This window comes from Variovorax sp. LARHSF232 (assembly GCF_052871435.1).
Map to the genome: position 1 here is coordinate 163,260 of NZ_JBIXJS010000010.1, position 19,831 is coordinate 183,090.

Annotated in this window: 24 protein-coding genes; 13 read left to right on the forward strand and 11 right to left on the reverse strand. The window is 67.7% G+C overall.

Annotated features, from left to right (window positions below; genetic code table 11):
- Positions 1-7 precede the first annotated feature (7 nt).
- From ACIPRI_RS22325 to ACIPRI_RS22335, 3 genes are all read right to left on the reverse strand, one after another.
- A complete protein-coding gene (locus tag ACIPRI_RS22325; protein WP_446623675.1) occupies positions 8-250 on the reverse strand; it encodes a hypothetical protein in 243 nt (80 codons plus the stop codon).
- A gap of 121 nt (positions 251-371) precedes the next feature.
- Positions 372-1,556, reverse strand: coding sequence for an ABC transporter substrate-binding protein (locus tag ACIPRI_RS22330; protein WP_446623676.1), 1,185 nt, complete (start codon positions 1,554-1,556; stop codon positions 372-374).
- A 103-nt stretch (positions 1,557-1,659) separates the two neighbouring features.
- The gene (locus ACIPRI_RS22335) at positions 1,660-1,911 is read right to left on the reverse strand and encodes a hypothetical protein (RefSeq protein WP_446623677.1); all 252 of its coding nucleotides are present in this window, start codon (positions 1,909-1,911) and stop codon (positions 1,660-1,662) included.
- Between the two features lie 483 nt (positions 1,912-2,394).
- Between ACIPRI_RS22335 and ACIPRI_RS22340 the strand changes: the two genes are divergently transcribed.
- The 3 genes from ACIPRI_RS22340 (at position 2,395) to ACIPRI_RS22350 (ending at position 4,471) form a co-directional block, all read left to right on the forward strand.
- The gene (locus ACIPRI_RS22340) at positions 2,395-3,054 is read left to right on the forward strand and encodes an RluA family pseudouridine synthase (protein ID WP_446623678.1); all 660 of its coding nucleotides are present in this window, start codon (positions 2,395-2,397) and stop codon (positions 3,052-3,054) included.
- Between the two features lie 91 nt (positions 3,055-3,145).
- On the forward strand, positions 3,146-3,862 hold the full coding sequence (locus tag ACIPRI_RS22345) for an ankyrin repeat domain-containing protein (RefSeq protein WP_446623679.1): 717 nt from the start codon (positions 3,146-3,148) through the stop codon (positions 3,860-3,862).
- An 18-nt stretch (positions 3,863-3,880) separates the two neighbouring features.
- Positions 3,881-4,471, forward strand: a complete 591-nt coding sequence (locus tag ACIPRI_RS22350) for a hypothetical protein (RefSeq protein WP_446623680.1) — start codon at positions 3,881-3,883, stop codon at positions 4,469-4,471.
- A 7-nt stretch (positions 4,472-4,478) separates the two neighbouring features.
- Here the strand turns inward: ACIPRI_RS22350 and ACIPRI_RS22355 are convergent, their stop codons facing one another.
- The 5 genes from ACIPRI_RS22355 to egtB form a co-directional block, all read right to left on the reverse strand.
- Positions 4,479-4,916 carry a universal stress protein gene (locus ACIPRI_RS22355; protein ID WP_068643739.1) on the reverse strand — a complete coding sequence of 146 codons (438 nt, stop codon included), beginning with the start codon at positions 4,914-4,916 and terminating at the stop codon, positions 4,479-4,481.
- 125 nt (positions 4,917-5,041) lie between these two features.
- A complete protein-coding gene (locus ACIPRI_RS22360) occupies positions 5,042-5,782 on the reverse strand; it encodes a 2OG-Fe dioxygenase family protein (RefSeq protein WP_446623681.1) in 741 nt (246 codons plus the stop codon).
- Positions 5,783-5,867: 85 nt separating this feature from the next.
- Complete coding sequence (locus ACIPRI_RS22365) at positions 5,868-6,149, reverse strand: DUF427 domain-containing protein (protein ID WP_446623682.1); 282 nt, start codon at positions 6,147-6,149, stop codon at positions 5,868-5,870.
- 47 nt (positions 6,150-6,196) lie between these two features.
- Positions 6,197-7,132 (reverse strand): L-histidine N(alpha)-methyltransferase, encoded by a 936-nt coding sequence (gene egtD / locus ACIPRI_RS22370; protein WP_446623704.1) that lies wholly within the window; start codon positions 7,130-7,132, stop codon positions 6,197-6,199.
- Between the two features lie 56 nt (positions 7,133-7,188).
- Entirely contained in the window at positions 7,189-8,454 is a 1,266-nt protein-coding gene (gene egtB, locus ACIPRI_RS22375; RefSeq protein ID WP_446623683.1) for an ergothioneine biosynthesis protein EgtB, read from the reverse strand.
- A 153-nt stretch (positions 8,455-8,607) separates the two neighbouring features.
- Between egtB and ACIPRI_RS22380 the strand changes: the two genes are divergently transcribed.
- Entirely contained in the window at positions 8,608-9,948 is a 1,341-nt protein-coding gene (locus tag ACIPRI_RS22380) for an NAD(P)/FAD-dependent oxidoreductase (protein ID WP_446623684.1), read from the forward strand.
- Positions 9,949-9,981: 33 nt separating this feature from the next.
- Here the strand turns inward: ACIPRI_RS22380 and ACIPRI_RS22385 are convergent, their stop codons facing one another.
- Entirely contained in the window at positions 9,982-10,209 is a 228-nt protein-coding gene (locus ACIPRI_RS22385; RefSeq protein ID WP_446623685.1) for a DUF6494 family protein, read from the reverse strand.
- Between the two features lie 57 nt (positions 10,210-10,266).
- Between ACIPRI_RS22385 and ACIPRI_RS22390 the strand changes: the two genes are divergently transcribed.
- The 4 genes from ACIPRI_RS22390 (at position 10,267) to ACIPRI_RS22405 (ending at position 13,934) form a co-directional block, all read left to right on the forward strand.
- Complete coding sequence (locus tag ACIPRI_RS22390; RefSeq protein WP_446623686.1) at positions 10,267-10,743, forward strand: helix-turn-helix transcriptional regulator; 477 nt, start codon at positions 10,267-10,269, stop codon at positions 10,741-10,743.
- Positions 10,744-10,748: 5 nt separating this feature from the next.
- Positions 10,749-11,159: a VOC family protein gene (locus tag ACIPRI_RS22395; protein ID WP_446623687.1), complete on the forward strand. Its 411-nt coding sequence runs from the start codon at positions 10,749-10,751 to the stop codon at positions 11,157-11,159.
- On the forward strand, positions 11,156-13,555 hold the full coding sequence (locus ACIPRI_RS22400) for an ATP-binding cassette domain-containing protein (protein WP_446623688.1): 2,400 nt from the start codon (positions 11,156-11,158) through the stop codon (positions 13,553-13,555). Before ACIPRI_RS22395 ends, ACIPRI_RS22400 begins: the two co-directional genes overlap by 4 nt.
- A gap of 88 nt (positions 13,556-13,643) precedes the next feature.
- Positions 13,644-13,934, forward strand: coding sequence for a hypothetical protein (locus ACIPRI_RS22405; RefSeq protein WP_446623689.1), 291 nt, complete (start codon positions 13,644-13,646; stop codon positions 13,932-13,934).
- Between the two features lie 15 nt (positions 13,935-13,949).
- Here ACIPRI_RS22405 and ACIPRI_RS22410 read toward each other — a convergent pair whose 3' ends face one another.
- Both ACIPRI_RS22410 and ACIPRI_RS22415 read right to left on the reverse strand, forming a co-directional pair.
- Positions 13,950-14,291: a DUF2845 domain-containing protein gene (locus tag ACIPRI_RS22410; RefSeq protein WP_446623690.1), complete on the reverse strand. Its 342-nt coding sequence runs from the start codon at positions 14,289-14,291 to the stop codon at positions 13,950-13,952.
- Between the two features lie 80 nt (positions 14,292-14,371).
- Complete coding sequence (locus ACIPRI_RS22415) at positions 14,372-16,060, reverse strand: long-chain fatty acid--CoA ligase (protein WP_446623691.1); 1,689 nt, start codon at positions 16,058-16,060, stop codon at positions 14,372-14,374.
- A gap of 191 nt (positions 16,061-16,251) precedes the next feature.
- Between ACIPRI_RS22415 and ACIPRI_RS22420 the strand changes: the two genes are divergently transcribed.
- The 5 genes from ACIPRI_RS22420 (at position 16,252) to ACIPRI_RS22440 (ending at position 19,683) form a co-directional block, all read left to right on the forward strand.
- A complete protein-coding gene (locus ACIPRI_RS22420; protein WP_446623692.1) occupies positions 16,252-16,692 on the forward strand; it encodes an OsmC family protein in 441 nt (146 codons plus the stop codon).
- Between the two features lie 88 nt (positions 16,693-16,780).
- Positions 16,781-17,572, forward strand: coding sequence for a transporter substrate-binding domain-containing protein (locus tag ACIPRI_RS22425; RefSeq protein WP_446623693.1), 792 nt, complete (start codon positions 16,781-16,783; stop codon positions 17,570-17,572).
- 13 nt (positions 17,573-17,585) lie between these two features.
- Positions 17,586-18,242 carry an amino acid ABC transporter permease gene (locus ACIPRI_RS22430; RefSeq protein ID WP_446623694.1) on the forward strand — a complete coding sequence of 219 codons (657 nt, stop codon included), beginning with the start codon at positions 17,586-17,588 and terminating at the stop codon, positions 18,240-18,242.
- A gap of 9 nt (positions 18,243-18,251) precedes the next feature.
- The gene (locus ACIPRI_RS22435; RefSeq protein ID WP_446623695.1) at positions 18,252-18,908 is read left to right on the forward strand and encodes an amino acid ABC transporter permease; all 657 of its coding nucleotides are present in this window, start codon (positions 18,252-18,254) and stop codon (positions 18,906-18,908) included.
- Positions 18,901-19,683, forward strand: a complete 783-nt coding sequence (locus tag ACIPRI_RS22440) for an amino acid ABC transporter ATP-binding protein (RefSeq protein ID WP_446623696.1) — start codon at positions 18,901-18,903, stop codon at positions 19,681-19,683. The genes ACIPRI_RS22435 and ACIPRI_RS22440 overlap by 8 nt, the downstream gene beginning before the upstream one ends.
- The last annotated feature ends 148 nt before the right edge of the window (positions 19,684-19,831 follow it).

The following is a 19,831-nucleotide window of genomic DNA, read 5'->3' on the forward strand; positions in this document are numbered from 1 at the left end:
TGGGTGTTCAGGGCGCGTAGCGGACTTCGCCGTCGTCCTTGTTGCTGGACGGCGTGGTGCTGCTGGTGCTGGTGCTGGCGTCAGGCTTGGCGCTGCCCGAGGTGGACGTGCTTGCCGTGCCATCACCGCCGCTGCTACCGCCGCAGGCGGCCAGGGCGAGCACGAACACCGCCGCGATCAGAGCGCGCGGCGAACGGACCAGGGATGAAAGTGAAAAAGAGAAACTGCTTGGGCTGGCAGTGGATCGCATCGTGGGTACTCCTCGGAAATGCCGTGAAGGCGTGGTCGACGGCGCACCCAGGTGGGCCCTGGGCGCGTCGAAGTCCGGGAGGCTAGGGATGCGCCGTGACAGCGCGGTGAATCGGGCGCCGTCAGCCGACGAAGTTACCGCGTGTATTCAACATGGTCTGGCTGACGAAGCTGCTGGCCCGACCCTGCGGGTTGAACGCCAGGTGCCAGCCGTCGAGTTCGAGCGGCCGGCGGCGCTGGAACTCGGCCAGTACGCGGGCGCGCGTCGCGCCCGGTCCGGCGCCGGCCAGCACCGCGGCGGCGTAGCGTCCGGCCAGGTAGCCGGCCAGGCTCACCGGCGTCGGCGCCTCGTCGAACAGGCGCTGCAGCGCGCTGCGGTAGTTGCGCACCACCGCCAGCTTGCTGGTGTGCGGGTTGGGCACCACGTCGGTGAAGATCACCGGCACCGACTTGCCCGGGTTGAGCTGCATGAAGGTGTTGCTGTCCACGTCCGACAGGCACAGCACGTAGCGCTGCATCTTCTTCTGCCCCAGGCCCTGGGTGAACAGCGCCAGCTCGATGGCACCGCCCATGAACATCAGGAAGAAGGGCGCGCTGGCCGGCAGCTTGGCCGCGTAGCCGGCAATGTCCTGGCCCTTGGGAATGACCAGGCTGCGCGTCTTCAGCTGCAGGCGGCTGGCGATCACCGCCATGCCGGCCTGCAGGGTGTCGGCATGCTGCTGGCTTGGATAGACCAGGCCCAGCTCGGTCACGCCGACCACCGACAGGGTCTTGAGCACGTAGCGGATCTGCTCCTCGCGCGAGGCAAAGAGCGCGAACAGGCGCGGGTTGTGGTCCATCTGCGGGTCGGCCAGCCAGGGCGCGACATGCGCGATGTCCAGCTTGAGCTGCGCCGATTCGGTCAGGCTCGCCAGCGCCAGGCCCTCGCCCGCCGTGCCCAGGATGGCCACTTGCGCCGGGTCGTCGCGAATGGCTTGCAGGGCACTGCGCGCCGCGGCGGCGCTGCCGTCGGTTTCGACGGTGGACAAGAGCGGCACCGCCATGTTGCTCTTCTTCAGCTCGGCAAAGGCCAGGCGGATGCCGGTGGCGTAGTCGCGCGACAGCTGCTGCTGGTCTGGCGACATGTCCAGGAGTTGCGTCATGCGCATCACGCCGGCGTCGGCCGGACGGGCCTGCGCGGCGGCATGGCGCAAAGGGGCTGCGCAGATCGAGGCCAGGCCCGCCGCGGCTGCCATGCCGCGCAAGAGTTGGCGCCGCTGCACGGCTGCAAAAGGGGTGGGTGTTGCGGCGAGTGAGTTCTTTTTCATGCGCCGCGCATGCTGCGTGCGCTACATGACAGAACCGAGTAAGCCTGCCCGGTGCGCGTGACGCAAGTCACACACAGCGGGTTTCAGCGGGTTTCGAGCGCCGTCAGGGCTGCAATTCGGTGACCTGCAAGGACAAGTCGAACAGCTTGGCCTTGCCCGCGTAGTAGCGGTCCAAGCGCCATTCCTTCAGGATGTCGATGGCCAGATCGAACATCTCGAGGTCGAGCTCGTAGAGTTCGGCAAGCTCGAAGCTGTGCTCGGTCTCGAGCGCCAGCACCAGGCGCGACAGCACCAGGGCGGACTTGTCCTGCGGGCTTTGCTCGATGAACCTGCGGGCACGCTTGATCGCGTTCATGGATCCTCCTTCCAACGACGCCTATGGAGGCGCGATTGTGCGGCCGGAGGGTCTGTCGAAGTGTGACAAAGCCCCATGCCACCGTCGGTGTTAGAGGGCCCAATCGAGGCCAGCGCTTACTTGCCGGCAGGCGCGGGGCCTTTTCCCAAAGGGTCCACCAGGCGCCAGGCAAGGGCGGTGGTGGACAGGACGCGATGGACGACGGAAGAGCTCATGACCGGGGCGGAAAGACGAGATGTGGCAGTGGATCGTGGCGCGAAGAACGTCGCACCGGGCGGAAGACTAGACATGTCGGATGGCCGAGCGATGACAGGGATGGAAGTCCCCAGCGGGGCCGGGCTGTCGCACGCTTGTCATGTTGGAGTGCTCGCCCTCAGGCCGCGCCGGAGAGCACCATCATGCGGCGCTCCCGCCCTCTGCGCATCCTCTGGCGGGAGGACCCAGGTTACGCTCCGTGCCTCATTCCCGATACAGATTTCGCCCTTGCTTGGACTCATTCACGAAGATGCCGGCCTCTTGGTGCTGGACAAACCCTCCGGCCTCCTGTGCGTGCCCGGCCGCGGGGCCGACAAGCAGGACTGCCTGAGCAGCCGTGCCCTGCAGCGCTGGCCCGATGCCCTGGTGGTGCATCGGCTGGACATGGCCACCAGCGGCCTGGTGCTGATGGCGCGCGGCGCCGACATGCAGCGCGCGCTGAGCCACGCCTTTGCGACGCAGCAGGTCGACAAGCGCTACGAAGCGGTGGTCGACGGCCTCTTGCCGGACGATGGCAATGGCCAGTGGCAGGAGATCGACGCCCCCATCGCCGCCGATTGGCCGCGCCGCCCGCTGCGCGTGATCGACCCGGTGAGCGGCAAGCCCAGCCTGACCCGCTGGCGCGTCAAGCAGGCACTGCCGCAGCTAAACGCCACCCAGCTGGAGCTGGCCCCGCAGACCGGCCGCACGCACCAGCTGCGCGTGCACCTGGCCCACATCGGCCACCCGATCCTGGGCGACATGCTGTATGCCGGCGAGGCGGCACAGGCGCGTGCGCCGCGGCTCTTGCTGCATGCCACCGCGCTGGCGTTCGTCCACCCCTTCACGCAGCAAGCCTTGCGCTTCGAGAGCGCGGCACCCTTCGGCGGCGCCGATATCGCTCCGTAGCGCTCCGTAGCACTACGGAGCGCCGACCGTAGCGCCACGACTGCCGCCCGCGGCGCGCCGCACCTATAGTGCCTCGCGAGGAGACTTCGCTTTGATCACCCTGACCACTGTTCTTCGCCGCGCCACGGCTCTCGCGCTCGCCGGCGCCGCCTTGCTGGCCCTGGCCCCGCCGGCTGCCGCGCAGGTTCCGCCCTCCCCCGCCCAGGCCCAGGCCTACCAGGGCCTGCACCGCGCTGCCTGGCGCGGCGACCTGCCGGAGCTCAAGCGCCTGTTGGCCCAGCCTGGCGTCGTCACCGAATCGCGCGACGCTGACGGGCGCACGCCGATGCACGTGGCCACCTATGCGCGCCAGCGCCAGGCGATCCGCCTGCTGGCCCAGGCCGGCGCCAAGCTCGACGCCTTCGAAGGGGAGCGCTACGACGCCGTCACCATCGCTTCGGTGGCGGACGACCCCAAGACCCTGGCCCTGCTGCTCTCGCTGGGCGCCAGCGCCGGCCAGACCACCAGCCGCTACGACGGCACCGCGCTGATCGCCGCGGCCCACCTGGGGCACGACGAGGTGGTGCGCCAGCTGATTGCCGCCGGCGCGCCGCTCGATCACGTGAACAACCTGCACTGGACGGCGTTGATCGAATCCATCGTGCTGGGCGACGGCGGCCCGCGCCACCAGCGCACCCTGGCCCTGCTCGTCGATGCCGGCGCCAACCTGCAGTTGGCCGACCGCGAGGGCCGCACGCCGCTGCAGCTGGCCAGTGCGCGCGGCTACCGCCAGATGGTGGACAAGCTGAAGGCGGCCGGGGCGAAGTAAGGGAAGATTGCGGTCAGCATGGACAGCAGCATCCAGGACCCCGCCCTTTTCATCCACATCAAGGTGGCGATCGGCATGGTCGTCAGCCTGGCGATCGCCAGCGTACTGACCGGCGTGGCGCGCTTCGTTCAGCATCCTGACCGCCACAAGCCGGACTGGATCCACCTGGCCTGGACCTTGTCGATGCTGTTGTCGATGCTGAGCTTCTGGTGGTGGGAATACCGGCTCAGCAGCATCGTCGCCTGGCGCTTCGAGCTGTACTTCTTCGTGATCCTCTTCGCCATCCTGTACTACTTCATGTGCGCCGTGCTCTTTCCGGCAGACATCCGCGAGTACCGCGACTACGGCGACTATTTCATGTCGCGCCGGCGCTGGTTCTTTGCGCTCCTGGCGATCTCCATCGTGTTCGACGCGGTGGATTCGCTGCTCAAGGGGCGCGATCACTTTGCTGCCTTCGGCATCGAGTACCCGATCCGCATCGGCGCCTACCTGCTGCTGTCGTGGGTGGCGGCGACCACGCCCAGCCGGCGCTTTCACAGCGCCTTCGCCGCCGGCAGCCTGGCCTACCAGGTGTCGTGGATCCTGCGCGGCTTCGACGTTCTGAGCTGAGGCGGCCTCAGCTCCTCACCACCAGCACCGGAATGTGCGCGTCCTGCAGCACGCGCTGGGTCACGCTGCCGAGCAGCAGCTTCTCGATGCCGTGGCGGCCGTGCGAGCCCATCACGATCAGGTCGCAACCCAGGGCATTGGCGGTATCCACGATGCCTTCGTGCACCACGTGGCCGTCGATCACCCGCTGGTCGCTGTGCAGGCCCTCGGCTGCCAGGGCGGCCACGCCGCGCGCCAGCGCCGCGTTGGCACTGGAGGTGGCGGCGGCCAGGTATTCGTTCTGCCCCAGCGCGTAGTCGGCGCCCACACCGATGAAGGGGTAGTTGTCGATCACGTGGATCAGGGTGATGCGGCTGCCGAAGGCCAGCGCCAAGCCACTGGCCTTGCTCACGGCTGTCATGGAAGCATCGGAGCCGTCGATTGGAACCAGGATGTGGTTGAACATGGTGACCCTCGCTTTCTTTCAATCCGTGCCGGCACGGCGCGTTGCGGGCCGAATGTACAGATTCCGCCGCCCGTCAGGTGTAGGACTCTCCCGCCCGTCGAGGGTTCAGGAGAAGTCAGAGGCTCTCAATCACCTTGGAACGCGCCGGCGCGGCAGGTCACCACCAGCGTGTCGCGCCAGCCGGCCTCACCCTCCGCCAATGGCTGGATCGGCGTGGATTCGTGGATGACGCGCGCGTCGTCTAGCAAGAGCAAGGTCCAGGGCTCGGTCATGGTGAAGCGTTCGCCACGCCGTCCCTCGGCCTCGAAAACGCGGGTTTCGCCGCCCTTGACATTGTGGCGCCCCACCAGCGCCACCGCCACCAGGTCGACGCCATCGCGGTGCGCGCCTTCGGGCGTGGGGCGGCCGATGCCGCCGGCGGTGTCGATGCGGAACTGGTGCGCCTCGATGTACCAGGGCTGCGGCCCGCGCAGGGCGCTGGCCGCATCGGCCAGCTTGCGCATCAGCTGCTGCCACACCGGGTGCGCCACGGTCTCGCCCAGCATCGGCGCAAACCAGCGCTGCATGCCGCCGTGCAGGGCGTTGTATTCCACCGGCTGCCAGTGGGCGCGATGCGGCACCTGGCGCAACGCGTGCCCGTCGGCGATGAAGCAGGCATGGCGGCGCGTGCGGTAGCGGCCGCCGTCCTTCAGGTATTCGTCGGGCGGCAACTGATTCCAGTCGGGACGCAGCGCCTCCAGCTCGGCCAGCGGCGCGCCCAGCCACTCGGCCAGGCCCTGGGGCGCCAGCACGGCGTAGCCGTCTTCAGCGAGCGCAATGCCCAAATGCTCCGGGGTGGTGGCCGGTGGCGAAAAATCTCGACTCATCGTACGTAGCCCCCACGCTCACCCACTGCGTGTGGCTCGCTGCCCCCCGAGGGGGCTTTCGCGCCTTCGGGCGGCCGGGCGGCGCTCACGCCTCCACCTTCACGCCCTTCCAGAAGGCCACGCGGTCGCGCACCATGTCGGCTTCGGGCTTCGGGTCGGGGTAATACCAGGCGGCGTCGGGGTTCAGTTCGCCGTTGACCAGCAGCGAGTAGTAGCTGGCCGAGCCTTTCCAGGCACAGGTGGTGCGGTGGTTGCTGAAGGTGACGTAGTCGCGATTGAGCGAGTCGGCGGGAAAGTAGTGGTTGCCTTCGACGACCACGGTGTCGTCGCTCTCGGCGATGGTCACGCCGTTCCAGGTTGCTTTCATAGCGGATGAATCTCCAGGCCGGCCCCGCGCGCGGGCGGGGTACGCGCCTATTGTGCCGCCGGCAGCCAATGCACGCTGAACAGGCGCTCGCGGTCCGTCCACACCGGGCCGATGCCGAAGCCCGCGCGCGCCGCCAGGGTGCGCAGCCCCTCCACGGTGAACTTGTGCGAGTACTCGGTATGGATGGCCTCGGCCTCGGCAAAGTGCAGGCTCTGGCCGAGCAGGTTCACCGTCTGCGCGGCCCGGCTCACCAGGTGCATCTCGATGCGCTGGTGCGGCGCGTTGTAGAAGGCGCTGTGGCTGAAGCCGGCCAGGTCGAAGTCGGCGCCCAGCTCGGCATTGGCGCGCACCAGCAGGTTCAGGTTGAAGCGCGCGGTGACGCCGCGCGCGTCGTTGTAGGCCGCGTGCAGCATGGCCGGGTCTTTCACCAGATCCACGCCGATCAGCAAGCCGCCGCCGCGCAGCGCCCGCGCCGCGCCCTGCAGGAAAGCCAGCGCTTCGTCCGGGCTGAAGTTGCCCAGGGTGGAGCCCGGAAAGAAGCCCACGCGCGGGCCGCTGCCCTCGGCCTCGCGCGGCAGAGAGAAAGGCTTGGTGTAGTCGGCCACCAGCGGCTGCACGTCCAGGCCCGGATAGTCGGCCCGCAAAGCTTGCGCCGCCTGCGCCAGGTGCTCGCCCGAAATGTCGATGGGCACGAAGCGGCGCGGCGCCTTCAGCGCGTCCAGCAGAAAGCGCACCTTGTGCAGCGAGCCGGCTCCGAATTCGATGATTTCGGCATGGGGGCCGATCTGCTGCGCGATCTCGCCGGCGCGCTCGGCCAGGATCGACAGCTCGGTGCGCGTCGGGTAGTACTCGGGCAGTTCGCAGATGGCATCGAACAGGCGCGAGCCGGCCACGTCGTAGAAGAACTTGGGTGAGATGCTGCGCGGCCTGCGCGCGAGGCCGGCCAGCAGTTCGCGGCCGAAGCTGCTGGCCTCGTCATCCATTTCTTCTTCCTCGCGGGCCACGGCGGTGTCGAACTGGGCGGGGGAAAAGCGCATGGTCATAGCTCCTTGGCGAGCCGCAGCCCGGAAAACTGCCAGCGCGCCGCCGGCGGAAAGAAATTGCGGTAGCTGGGCCGCGTGTGGCCACTCGGCGTGGCCAGGCTGCCGCCGCGCAGCACCAGTTGCCCCACCATGAACTTGCCGTTGTACTCGGCGGCCACGCCGGGCAGCGGCATGAAGCCGGGGTACGGGTCGTAGGACGAGCGCGTCCACTGCCACACATGGCCCGTCATCTGGCGCATGCCGGGCGCCGCATGCGTGGCCTCCCATTCGAATTCGGTGGGCAGGCGGGCGCCGGCCCATTCGGCAAAGGCGGCGGCTTCGTAAAAGCTCAGCTGCGCCACCGGCGCCTCGGGGTCCAGCGGCCGCAGGCCCTGAAGGCCGAAAACCTGCCAGCCCTTCGCGCTGCCAGCGTCGTGCTGCGCCAGGCGCGGATCATCCGGCGCCAGCCAGTAGGCCGGCGCGTGCCAGGCCTGCGCCTGCACCGCGGCCCAGCCATCGGACAGCCACAGCTGCGCGTTCCGGTAGCCGCCGTCTTCGATGAACTGCAGGTACTCGCGGCAGTTCACCAGCCGGTCTGCAATGCGATAGGGCTGCAGCAGCGCGGCATGGCGCGGCGTCTCGTTGTCGAAGGAAAAGGCGCTGCCTGCCTGGTGCCCGATCTGCACCACGCCGCCCTGCATCTCGACCCATTGCTGTGGCGCGGGTTGAGCGGCCAGGCGCAGCGCCGGGGCCGGCGCCGGGTCGTAGGCCGGCAGCAAGGGGTTGCACCAGAAGGCATGCAGGATGTCGGTCAGCAGCAACTCCTGGTGCTGCTGCTCGTGGTTCAGGCCCAGCGCGACGATGGCCTCGACCTCGCGCCATGGCGCCTCGCCCTCGACGACCTGCCGCAGAAGGCGCTGCACCGCTGCATCGACGTGGGCGCGGTAGGCGTGCACCTCTTGCAGCGTGGGCCGCGTCAAGAGCCCGCGCTGCGGCCGCGGATGGCGCGGGCCGAGCGCTTCGTAATAGGAATTGAAGAGGTAGTGAAAGTGCTTGTCGAAAGGCTGGTAGCCATCCAGATGCGGCGCCAGCAGCACGGTCTCGAAGAACCAGGTGCTGTGCGCCAGGTGCCATTTGGTCGGGCTGGCGTCCGGCATCGACTGGATGCACTGGTCCTCGGCCGACAGCGGAGCCGCCAGTGCCAGGGTGTGCGCGCGCACATCGCAAAAGCGTTCATGCAATGTGCCGCTCGCGGCCTGCACCTGGGTACGGGAGAAGGTCATGGGCTGCTCCGTTCCTTTTGAGACGGACAAACCGCGTTTCTAGCCTATTTCCGCGAACATGGCAGGTAGGACAGGGCCGGCAGCCCCCGTCCTCCTGACAGCGTATTGTCAGGAGTGTCGGGACGATGGGGCGCGCTGCGTATCATCGAACGCATGAGCAGCAGCACCACCTCCTCGTCCGCACGGCGTCCGCACATCGTCATCATCGGCTGCGGGTTCGGCGGCCTGGAGGCCACGCGCGCCCTGCAGCGCGCCGAGGTGGACATCACCGTCATCGAAAAGACCAACCACCACCTGTTCCAGCCCTTGCTCTACCAGGTGGCCACCGCGGGGCTGGCGGCGCCCTCCATCGCGGCGCCGGTGCGGGTGCTGTTTCGCCACTATCCCAACGTCACGACGCTGCTGGGCGAAGTCAGCGGCATCGACCCGGCGGCGCGCGCGGTGCAGCTGACGGACGGCTTGCGCATCGACTACGACCATCTGATCGTGGCGGCCGGCGCCACCCACAGCTACTTCGGCCGCGACGACTGGGCCGTCAACGCGCCGGGCCTGAAGACCCTGGCCGATGCCTTCGACATCCGGCGCCGCGTGCTGCTGTCCTTCGAGGCGGCCGAACGCGAAAGCGATCCGCTGCGCCGCCGCGCCCTGCTCACCTTCGCCGTCATCGGCGCCGGCCCCACCGGCGTGGAGATGGCCGGCACCATGGCCGAGATCGCGCGCCACACGCTTTCGGGCGAGTTCCGCCGCATCGACCCCGGCAGCGCCGAGGTGCTGCTGATCGAGGGCGGCTCGCGCGTGCTGCAGGCCATGCCGGAAGCGTTGAGCCAGAAGGCCCTGGTGCAACTGCAGAAGCTCGGCGTCGAGGTGCGGCTGGACTCGCGCGTGACCGGTATCGACGCCACCGGGCTGGACATCCAGCTGGCCGACGGCAGCAGCCAGCGCATCGACAGCCATTGCATCGTGTGGGCCGCCGGCGTGGCGGCCTCGCCGTTGGGACGCATGCTGGGCGACGCCACCGGCGTCGAAGTGGACCGCGCCGGCCGGCTCAAGGTGGAGTCCGACCTCAGCCTGGCCGGCCATCCCGAGATCAGCGTGGTGGGCGACCTGGCCGCCGCCATGAGCCACGTGCCCGGCAAGGAGCCGCGGCCCGTGCCTGGCGTCTCGCCCGGCGCCAAGCAGATGGGCCGCGCCGCCGCGCGCAACATCCTCGCCCGCCTGGCTGGCCGCCCGACGCAAGCCTTTCGTTACGCCGACTACGGCAACCTGGCCACCATCGGCCGCAACTCGGCGGTGGTCGACCTGGCCACGCCCTTGGGTCCCTTGCGCATGAGCGGGCGCATCGCCTGGCAGTTCTGGCTCTTTGCCCACGTGTACTTCCTGATCGGCTTTCGCAACCGGCTGGTGGTGCTGATGGACTGGGCCAGTGCCTACTGGAGCTTTCAGCGCTACGCGCGGGTGGTGGCGGATCTGCCGGCGAACGAGAAGAGGGCCTGAGCGAGCCGGCGAGGGCCGGACTCAAGGCGCGTTTCAGCGCAGCTTGATGTCGCCGTCGAACGTGATCTTCAGCCCCACCTGCGGGATCTCGAGCGTCATGGTGGCGGCCAGCGTGTCGGTGGCGGCGTCGGCCTTCTCCGCCGCCTTCTCGATCTCGCGCTGCGAGCTCACGCCGACCATCTTGAGGAACTTGCGGATGCTGATGTTGAGCGCCTCTTCGTCCATCTTGCTCTCCTGGTTGCTGAGGTTGCGGTCGGCCAAGCATAGGACGGATCGAGGACTTGAGCACCCCCGGTGCGGCGTGGCAGGATCACGCCGGTGACAAGCCACCCCACCGACGCGCAGCACCTGCGCGACCTCGCCCGCCTGCGCCGCGTGCGCGACCGGATCGACCGCGAATACGCGCAGCCCCTGGACGTCGAAGCACTTGCCCGCGGCGCGCAGATGTCGGCCGGACACCTCAGCCGCCAGTTCCGGCTGGCCTACGGCGAGTCGCCCTACAGCTACCTGATGACGCGGCGCATCGAGCGCGCGATGGCGCTGCTGCGCCGTGGCGACCTCAGCGTCACCGAGGTCTGCTTCGAGGTCGGCTGCTCGTCGCTGGGCACCTTCAGCACGCGCTTCGCCGAGCTGGTCGGCATGCCGCCCAGTGTCTATCGCAGCCAGGCCGCCCAGGCGACCGCGGGGATGCCGGCTTGCGTGGCCAAACAGGTGACCCGACCGATCAGGAATCGAGAAGCACCAACCCCGCAGCTGCCCCTAGACTCGGCGCCCTTGACAACGCCTGGAGACTGACCGCCATGAACATCACCATTCACTCGAGCTTCCTTCCGCAGAACGATCCGGAGGCCTCGCTGGCCTTCTACCGCGACATCCTCGGCTTTGAGGTGCGCAAGGACGTCGGCTACGGCGGCATGCGCTGGATCACGGTCGGCCCGGCCGGCCAGCCTGGCACGTCCATCGTGCTGTATCCGCCGCAGGCCACCCCTGGCATCACCGATGACGAGCGCCGCACCATCGCCGAAATGATGGCCAAGGGCACCTTCGCCACCCTCCTCCTGGCCACCAAGGACCTGAACGGCACCTTCGAGCGGCTGCAAGCCAGCAGCGCCGAGCTGGTCCAGGAGCCGACCGAGCAGCCCTACGGGGTGCGCGACTGCGCTTTCCGCGATCCCGCGGGCAACCTGCTGCGCATCCAGGAGTTGCGTTGAGCACGGGCAAGAAAAAGACGGCCACGCAATCGCCCGCGCCGCAGGCTGCGGCCGACAGCCACGACCTGATCCGCGTGCACGGCGCGCGCGTGAACAACCTCAGAGACCTCAGCGTCGAGTTGCCGAAGCGCCGGCTGACGGTGTTCACCGGCGTCTCCGGCTCGGGCAAGAGCTCGCTGGTGTTCGACACCATCGCCGCGGAATCGCAGCGGCTGATCAACGAGACCTACAGCGCCTTCGTGCAGGGCTTCATGCCGACGCTGGCGCGGCCCGAGGTCGACGTGCTCGAAGGGCTGACGACCGCGATCATCGTCGATCAGCAGCGCCTGGGTGCGGACCCTCGCTCCACTGTCGGCACCGCCACCGACGCCAACGCGATGCTGCGCATCCTGTTCAGCCGGTTGGGCAAGCCGCACATCGGTTCGCCCAGCGCGTTTGCCTTCAACGTGCCCTCGGTCAAGGCGGCCGGCGCGATCACCGTCGAGCGCGGGGACAAGACCCAGACCGTGAAGCAGACTTTCACCCGCACCGGCGGCATGTGTCCGCGCTGCGAGGGCCGGGGCACGGTCACCGACTTCGACCTGTCCGCGCTCTATGACGACAGCAAGTCGCTCAACGATGGCGCGCTCACGATCCCCGGCTACAGCATGGACGGCTGGTACGGGCGCATCTTCAGCGGCTGCGGCTTCTTCGACCCCAACAAACCCATCCGCAAGTTCACCAAGAAGGAGCTGCACGAGCTGCTCTACAAGGAACCGACCAAGATCAAGGTCGACGGCATCAACCTGACCTACGAGGGCCTGATCCCGAAGATCCAGAAGTCCATGCTCGCCAAGGACGTCGACGCATTGCAGCCGCACATCCGCGCCTTCGTGGAGCGGGCGATGACCTTCACCACCTGCCCCGACTGCGGCGGCACCCGGCTCAGCGAAGCGGCCCGGTCGTCGAAGATCAAGCGGATCAGCATCGCCGACGCCTGCTCGATGCAGATCAGCGACCTGGCCGAGTGGGTGCGCGGGCTGGACGAGCCGTCGGTGGCGCCGCTGCTGACGGCGCTGGGCGCGACGCTCGACTCCTTCGTCGAGATCGGCCTCGGCTACCTCAGCCTGGACCGCTCGTCCGGCACGCTGTCGGGCGGCGAGGCGCAGCGCGTCAAGATGATCCGCCACCTCGGCTCCTCGCTCACCGACGTCACCTACGTCTTCGACGAGCCCACCATCGGGCTGCACCCGCACGACATCCAGCGGATGAACGAACTGCTCTTGCGGCTGCGGGACAAGGGCAACACGGTGCTGGTCGTGGAGCACAAGCCGCAGACGATCGCGATCGCCGACCACGTCGTCGACCTCGGCCCCGGGGCCGGCACGGCGGGCGGCAGCGTCTGTTTCGAAGGCAGCTTCGACGGCCTGCGGGCCAGCGGCACCCTCACCGGCCGCCATCTCGACGACCGGGCGGCGCTCAAGAAGACGGTGCGCAAGCCCGGCGGCAAGCTGGCGGTGCGCGACGCGAACACGCACAACCTGCAGGGCGTCGACGTCGACATCCCGCTCGGGGTGCTGGTGGTCGTCACCGGGGTTGCCGGCTCCGGCAAGAGCTCGCTGATCCACGGCTCGGTGGCTGGGCAGGATGGCGTGGTGGCGATCGACCAGGGCGCGATCCGCGGCTCCAGGCGCAGCAACCCGGCCACCTACACCGGGCTGCTCGACCCGATCCGCAAGGCCTTCGCCAAGGCCAACGGCGTGAAGCCGGCCTTGTTCAGCGCCAACTCCGAGGGCGCCTGCCCCACCTGCAACGGCATCGGCGTCATCTACACCGACCTGGGGCCGATGGCCGAGGTCGCCACCACCTGCGAGGAGTGCGAAGGCAAGCGCTTTCAGGCATCGGTGCTGAAGTACCACCTGGGCGGACGCGACATCAGCCAGGTGCTCGCGATGTCGGTGACGGAAGCCATGGCCTTCTTCGGCGCCGGCGCCAAGGCGCACACGCCGGCCGCACACGACATCCTCGAGCGGCTGGCCGACGTGGGCCTGGGCTACCTCAGCCTCGGCCAGCCACTCACCACGCTGTCCGGCGGCGAGGGGCAGCGGCTCAAGCTGGCCACCCACATGGCCGAGAAGGGCGGCGTCTACGTGCTCGACGAGCCGACCACCGGCCTGCACCTGGCCGACGTCGAGCAGCTGCTCGGCCTGCTCGACCGGCTGGTCGACGCCGGCAAGTCGGTCATCGTCATCGAACACCACCAGGCGGTCATGGCGCACGCCGACTGGCTCATCGACCTGGGCCCCGGCGCCGGCCACGACGGCGGACGTGTCGTCTTCGAAGGCACTCCCGCCCAACTGGTCGCTTCCCGCTCCACCCTCACGGGCGAGCATCTCGCGGCCTACGTCGGCAGCTGACCCGTCGTTGTTTGGATGTGACAATTTCCCATTTTCAGGCTGCCCCCTGTATATTGATACTTGCTTACTACCAAGCAGGAGCCGCGCGATGGATTCGGACTTCTATCTTCGCAAGGTACAGACGCTCAGCCCCAAGGCGGCCAAGATCGCCTTGCGGATACTCGATGCGGATCCAGGCATTCCGGTCGAGTTGGTGCTGGCGCTGCGCCCTGCGCTGGTCGACCGAAGCAGCGAGTCATCGCCTTTCGGGACGACGGACTGGATGACGATCGCCGCGATCGACCGGCCTGCGATCCGCCGGTTCACGGATCGCTTCGAGAGCCGCGAGCAGCGCCATGCGCGGCTCTGGGTCAGCAGCCTTCGCCAAGAGGCGCTGTAACCCGCGCGAGGAAAACTAGCGTGGTTGACGCCCGTATGCGATCGACTGCACCACGCCCGAACGCAGGTAAACAGTCGCCGCCATCGTGCCCGGACCGCGCTCGTACAGCCACTCTTCCATCGGCAGGCACGGCACCACGGCTGCAGCCAGCGGCGGCGGAACCAGATTGAATGTGCCGCCGTAGTACACCGGCGCACAGTAGGTATCGGCAAGCACCGGCTGACCGCACTTGTAGATGACGGACAGGCGCGAGTCGCCCTCCGCCACGATGCCGCCGGCGCAGCGCAGCGACTCCGCAGATGCCATGCACGGCAACCCGGCCAGGACCGTGGCGCAAGCGAGCTTCAGAAGCTTCATGGCCGTCTCATTCAATCATTCGACCTTGCCATTTTGCTACCCAGGGCGCGAACGCGTGGGGTAGGGCCTGTGAACAGGCCCTACTTGTCCTCCGCCTCCTGCAAGAGCCGCCACATCACCTTGCCGCTGCCGCTCTTGGGGAGCGCATCGACGAACTGCACCGCGCGCGGGATCTTGTAGACCGCCATGTTCTCGCGGCACCAATCGATGATCTGCTGCTCGGTGGTGTCCTTGTGCGTGGGGCGCAGCACCACCACGGCCTTGACCGATTCGCCGCGGTAGCTGTCCTTGGTGGCGATCACGCAGGCTTCCTGAATCGCCGGGTTCCTGAACATCAACAGTTCCACCTCGGCCGGCCAGACCTTGAAGCCGCTCGCATTGATCATGCGCTTGAGGCGGTCGGTGATGAAGAAGTAGCCGTCTTCGTCCATGCGGCCCATGTCGCCGGTACGGAAGAAGCGCTTGCCATCGAACTCGATGAAGGCCGAGGCATCTGCATCCGGGCGCTTCCAGTAGCCGGCGAAGACGCCAGGGCCGTGGGTGATGATCTCGCCCGATTCGCCCACCGGCATCTCCTGCAGCGTGTCGGGGTCGACCACGCGCGAATCGGTGCTCATGTAGGGAATGCCCAGGCACTGCTGCTTGGGGTTCTCGAAAGGGTTGGCGTGCGAAGGCGCAGCCGTTTCCGTCAGGCCGTAGCCTTCCAGGTACTTCAGGCCATACTGCTCCAGCAGGCGCTGCGCTACCGCCTGCGGCATGGCGGCGCCGCCGCCGCCGATGTGCTGCAGGCTGCTCAGGTCGAAGCTGGCGAAGTTGGGGCTGGCCAGCAGGTCGATCACCATCGTGGGGATGTTGGTCCAGCTGGTGACCTTCCAGCGCGAGATCAGGCGGCCGGCCAGTTCACGATCCCAGCGCGGCATGATGACCAGCGTGGCGCCGACCAAAATCGAGGTGTGCAGCATGCTCACCGTGCCGGTGATGTGGAACATGGGCACCACGGCCAGCACCACCATCTCGTGCGAGCCCAGGCCCCACAGCTGGCTGGCCACCGCGTTGTGCATCAGGCTCGAGTGCTTGTGGATGCAGCCCTTGGGCAGGCCGGTAGTGCCGCTGGTGTAGGGCAAGAGCGCCATGTCGTTGGCGCCCACCACATGCTCTGGCGCGGGGCGGCCCGCGTCCAGCGCATCGGTCCAGCTCATCACCTGGCCGCCGGCCGGCTCGGGCAGCGGATGGCGCGTCAGCAGCCAGTCGCGCCAGGCGGGAACGGGCGCGTTGTCGCCCTCCACGTTGGCGTCGAAGGCGTCGGTGTATTGCGTGACGATGAGGTGCGCGAGCCGGTCCTTCGCATCGAGCGCGTTGCTGGCCTTGGCCAGCTCGGCCGCCAGCTCGCCGGTGGTGATGGCCACCTTGGCGTCGGGGTCGGTGATGTAGTGCTTGAGCTCCTCGGCCCGATTCATCGGGTTGACGGGCACCACGACCGCATTGGCGCGCAGGATGGCGTAGTGCGCCACGATCAGCTGCGGGCTGTTCTGCATGTCCAGCACCACCCGGTCGCCCCGCTTCACGCCCAACGCGTGCAGGGTGCCCGCCAGGCGCTCGACCTGGTCGGCCAGCTGCGCGTAAGTGGTGACGGCGCCGAAGAAGACCAGGGCCGCCTTGTCCGGGTAGCGCTCGGCGTTGGTCTTGAGGTTGTGCCAGATCGAGGTGGCGGGGACGGTGATCGAACGGGGCAGGCGCTTGGGCCAGAACTTGTAGTGCGGGCGGTCCATACGTAGCAGTCTCCAGAGGGACTCGAAGCCTACCTGAGCTGGCCTCGACTTGAAGCGGGTTGGCCCTGATCGCGTCACCTGCGCGACGCCGCGGCGCCATCGAGATTGGCTGACAGACTGGCGCAGCAGGCCGGGCGTATAAGCAGCACTCCATCCACCCCTCATCCACTCACTCACGCAAGGAGTTCTCCATGCCAGAGAAAAAAGCCAGTGCTCATTGGGAAGGTGCCGGCAAGACCGGCAAGGGCGCGGTCAGCACCGAGACCGGCGCCCTGAAGGACTACCCCTACGGCTTCGGCAGCCGCTTCGGCGACGACCGCAAGGGCACCAATCCGGAAGAAATTCTGGGCGCCGCCCACGCCGGCTGCTTCACCATGGCCTTTGCCTTTGCGCTGGAAGGCGCGGGCATCACGGCCAACAGCATCGACACCAAGGCGGCCGTGCGCCTGGTGCAGGACGGCGCCGGCTTCAAGATCGACCGCATCGCCCTGGAGATGGAGGCCAGCATCCCCGGCATCGACCCGGCGAAGTTCGATGAGTTGGCGGCCGGCGCCAAGGCCAACTGCCCCTTGTCGAAGGCACTGGCCAGCGTGCCCGAGATCACGCTGAAGGCGACGCTCAAGAGCGCCTGAGAGCGTCCGGCCGGCGGGCAGGCGGCACAGCTCTTGCATGCCTCGGTGGGCATCGCGACGCCGCGTCGCCCACACCAGGACCACCGACATGCATTTCCGCTCCCGCCAGCTCGCCTTTGCGCTTGCCCTGACTGCCACCACGCTCGTGGGCGCCGCCCACGCCCAGAGCGCTCTCGACAACATCCAGAAGACGAAGACCCTCAAGGTCGCGATTCCCACCGACTACCCGCCCTACGGCTCGGTCGACAAGACCATGACCCCGGTCGGCCTGGACATCGACATGGCCCGGCTGATCGCCAGCAAGCTGGGCGTGAAAGTCGAGCTGGTGCCGGTGACCAGCGCCAACCGCATTCCCTACCTGCAGACCAGGAAGGCCGACCTGGTCATCTCCACCCTGGGCAAGAACGCCGAGCGCGAGAAGGTGATCGATTTCAGCGCCGCCTACGCGCCCTTCTTCCAGGGCGTGTTCGGCCCCAAGAGCCTGAAGATCGCCAGCTTTTCCGACATGGCCGGCAAGACCGTGGCCGTGACGCGCGGCGCCATGGAGGACCAGGAACTCAACAAGGTAGCGCCGCCCAACGTGGACTACCGCCGCTTCGAGGACAACAACGCGACCATCGCCGCCTTCGTCTCGGGCCAGACCCAGACCCTGGCCGCCAGCGGCGCCGTGGCCGCGCAGATGATCGAGAAGAACCCGCAGATCAAGGCCGAGTTCAAGCTGCTCTTGAAAGACAGCCCCTGCTTCATCGGCATCGCCAAGAGCGAAGAGCCCCTGAAGGCCAAGGTCAACGAGATCATCGCTGCGGCCAGGAAGGACGGCACGCTGGACGGAATGTCCAGGAAGTGGCTGGGCAAGGGCATCGGCGAACTGCCCGTCTGATCGGCAGGCGGCCATGGAGTTCGACTTTGGCGCCATCCTGGTGGATTGGCGCTTGCTCGCCAAGGGCGTCATCTGGACGCTGGGCCTGACGGCGATCGCCACGTTGATCGGCATGACGGTCGGCATCGGCTGCGCGTGGGCGCGCGCCAGCGGGCCGGGCTGGTTGCGCTGGATCGTGGGGAGCTATGTGGAGCTGGTCCGCAACACGCCCTTCATCGTGCAGCTCTTCTTCATCTTCTTCGGGCTGCCGGCGGCCGGGCTCAAGCTCACGCCGGAAGTCGCTTCGGTGATCGCGATGGTGCTCAACCTTGGCGCCTATGCCACCGAGATCATCCGGGCCGGCATCGAAGCCACGCCGCGCGGACAGGTCGAGGCGGCGTTGAGCCTGGCCTTGAACAAGGTGCAGGTCTTCACCCGCGTGGTGCTGCCGCCGGCCTTGAAGAAGGTGTGGCCGGCCATGGTGAGCCAGATCATCATCGTGATGCTGGGCTCGGCCGTGTGCAGCCAGATCTCGGTGGAAGAACTGAGCTATGCGGCCAACCTGATTCAAAGCCGCAACTTCCGCGCCTTCGAGGCTTTCATCATTGCCACGCTGGTCTACCTGGCACTGTCGATCGCCGCGCGCCGCCTGCTCAACTGGCTGGGCCCGCGCTTTTTCTTCGGACGGTGATCCATCCCCATGAACGACTTCTCCCTCTGGGACATCCTGCGCAACCTGCTGCTGGCCCTGCGCTGGACGGTGGCGCTGTCGGCCATCGCCTTCGTCGGCGGCGGCATCGTGGGGGCGCTGCTGCTCTTTGCGCGCCTCTCGGGCGGGCCCTTCCTCGAGCGCGGCGTCTCGGTGTACGTGCAAGTATTCCAGGGCACGCCGCTGCTGATGCAGCTCTTTTTGGCCTACTTCGGCATCGCCTTGCTGGGCATCGAGGTCTCGCCCTGGACCGCGGCGGCGCTGGCCCTCACGCTGTACACCAGCGCCTTCCTCACCGAAATCTGGCGCGGCTGCGTGGCCGCCATTCCCAAGGGCCAGTGGGAGGCGTCGGCCAGCCTGGCCCTCGGCTTTGGCGAGCAGATGCGCCACGTCGTCCTGCCGCAGGCAATGAAGATCGCGATCCCGCCCACGGTGGGTTTTCTGGTGCAGGTGATCAAGGGCACGGCGCTGGCCTCGGTGATCGGTTTTGTCGAGCTGACCAAGGCCGGCAGCATGATTTCCAACGCGACCTTCAAGCCCTTCGTGGTGTTCAGCTGCGTGGCGCTGATGTACTTTGCCCTGTGCTTCCCGGTGAGCCTGCTGGCGCGCAACCTCGAAAGAAGAAAGACCCATGGCCGCCATGCTTGATACCCCTCTCCCGGCGGCAGTGGCCGCCCCCGCCACCGCCGGTGCGCCCATCGTGCGCATCACCGCGCTGCGCAAGTCCTATGGCGCCAACGAGGTACTCAAGGGCATCGACCTCCATGTGAAGCGCGGCGAAGTGATCGCCATCATCGGCAAGAGCGGATCGGGCAAGAGCACCCTGCTTCGCTGCATCAACGGGCTCGAAGTCTTCCAGGAAGGCTCGCTCACGGTGGACGGCAAACCGCTGCTGCACGAAAGCGCGATGGCCATGCGCGCGCTGCGCCAGCGCGTGGGCATGATCTTCCAGAGCTTCAACCTGTTCCCGCACCTCACGGTCGGCCGCAACGTGATGCTGGCGCCCATGCTGGTGAAGCAGCGCCTGAAGCTGCAGGCCGCCTCGCAAGCGCGCAAGCTTCTGGCCCGCGTCGGGCTGGAAGAAAAATTCGACGCCATGCCCGACCAGCTCTCCGGTGGCCAGCAGCAGCGCGTGGCCATCGCCCGCGCGCTGGCGATGGAACCGGCCGTACTGCTGTGCGACGAGATCACCTCCGCGCTCGACCCGGAGCTGGTGGGCGAGGTGCTGCGCGTGGTCGAGTCGCTGGCCGAGGAAGGCATGACCTTGCTGATGGTCACGCACGAGATGAGCTTTGCGCGCAAGGTATCGGATCGGGTCATCTTCATGCACCAGGGGCGAGTGCACGAGATGGGGCCGCCGGAGCATCTTTTTGGAAGCCCGCAGACGCCGGAGTTGCAGCAGTTTCTCTCTTCGCTGCATTGATCGGATTCGCTTTGTTCGGGGGGCGCGGCAGGTGTTTGCCGCGGCGGGCTCATGGTGCGGCGGTCGATGCTGCGCATCGACTCCGCTGCGATGCTCGCGCAGGGGGCTGCATCGCGGAACTCGCTACGCGCCCCTTCGGTGCGCTGCG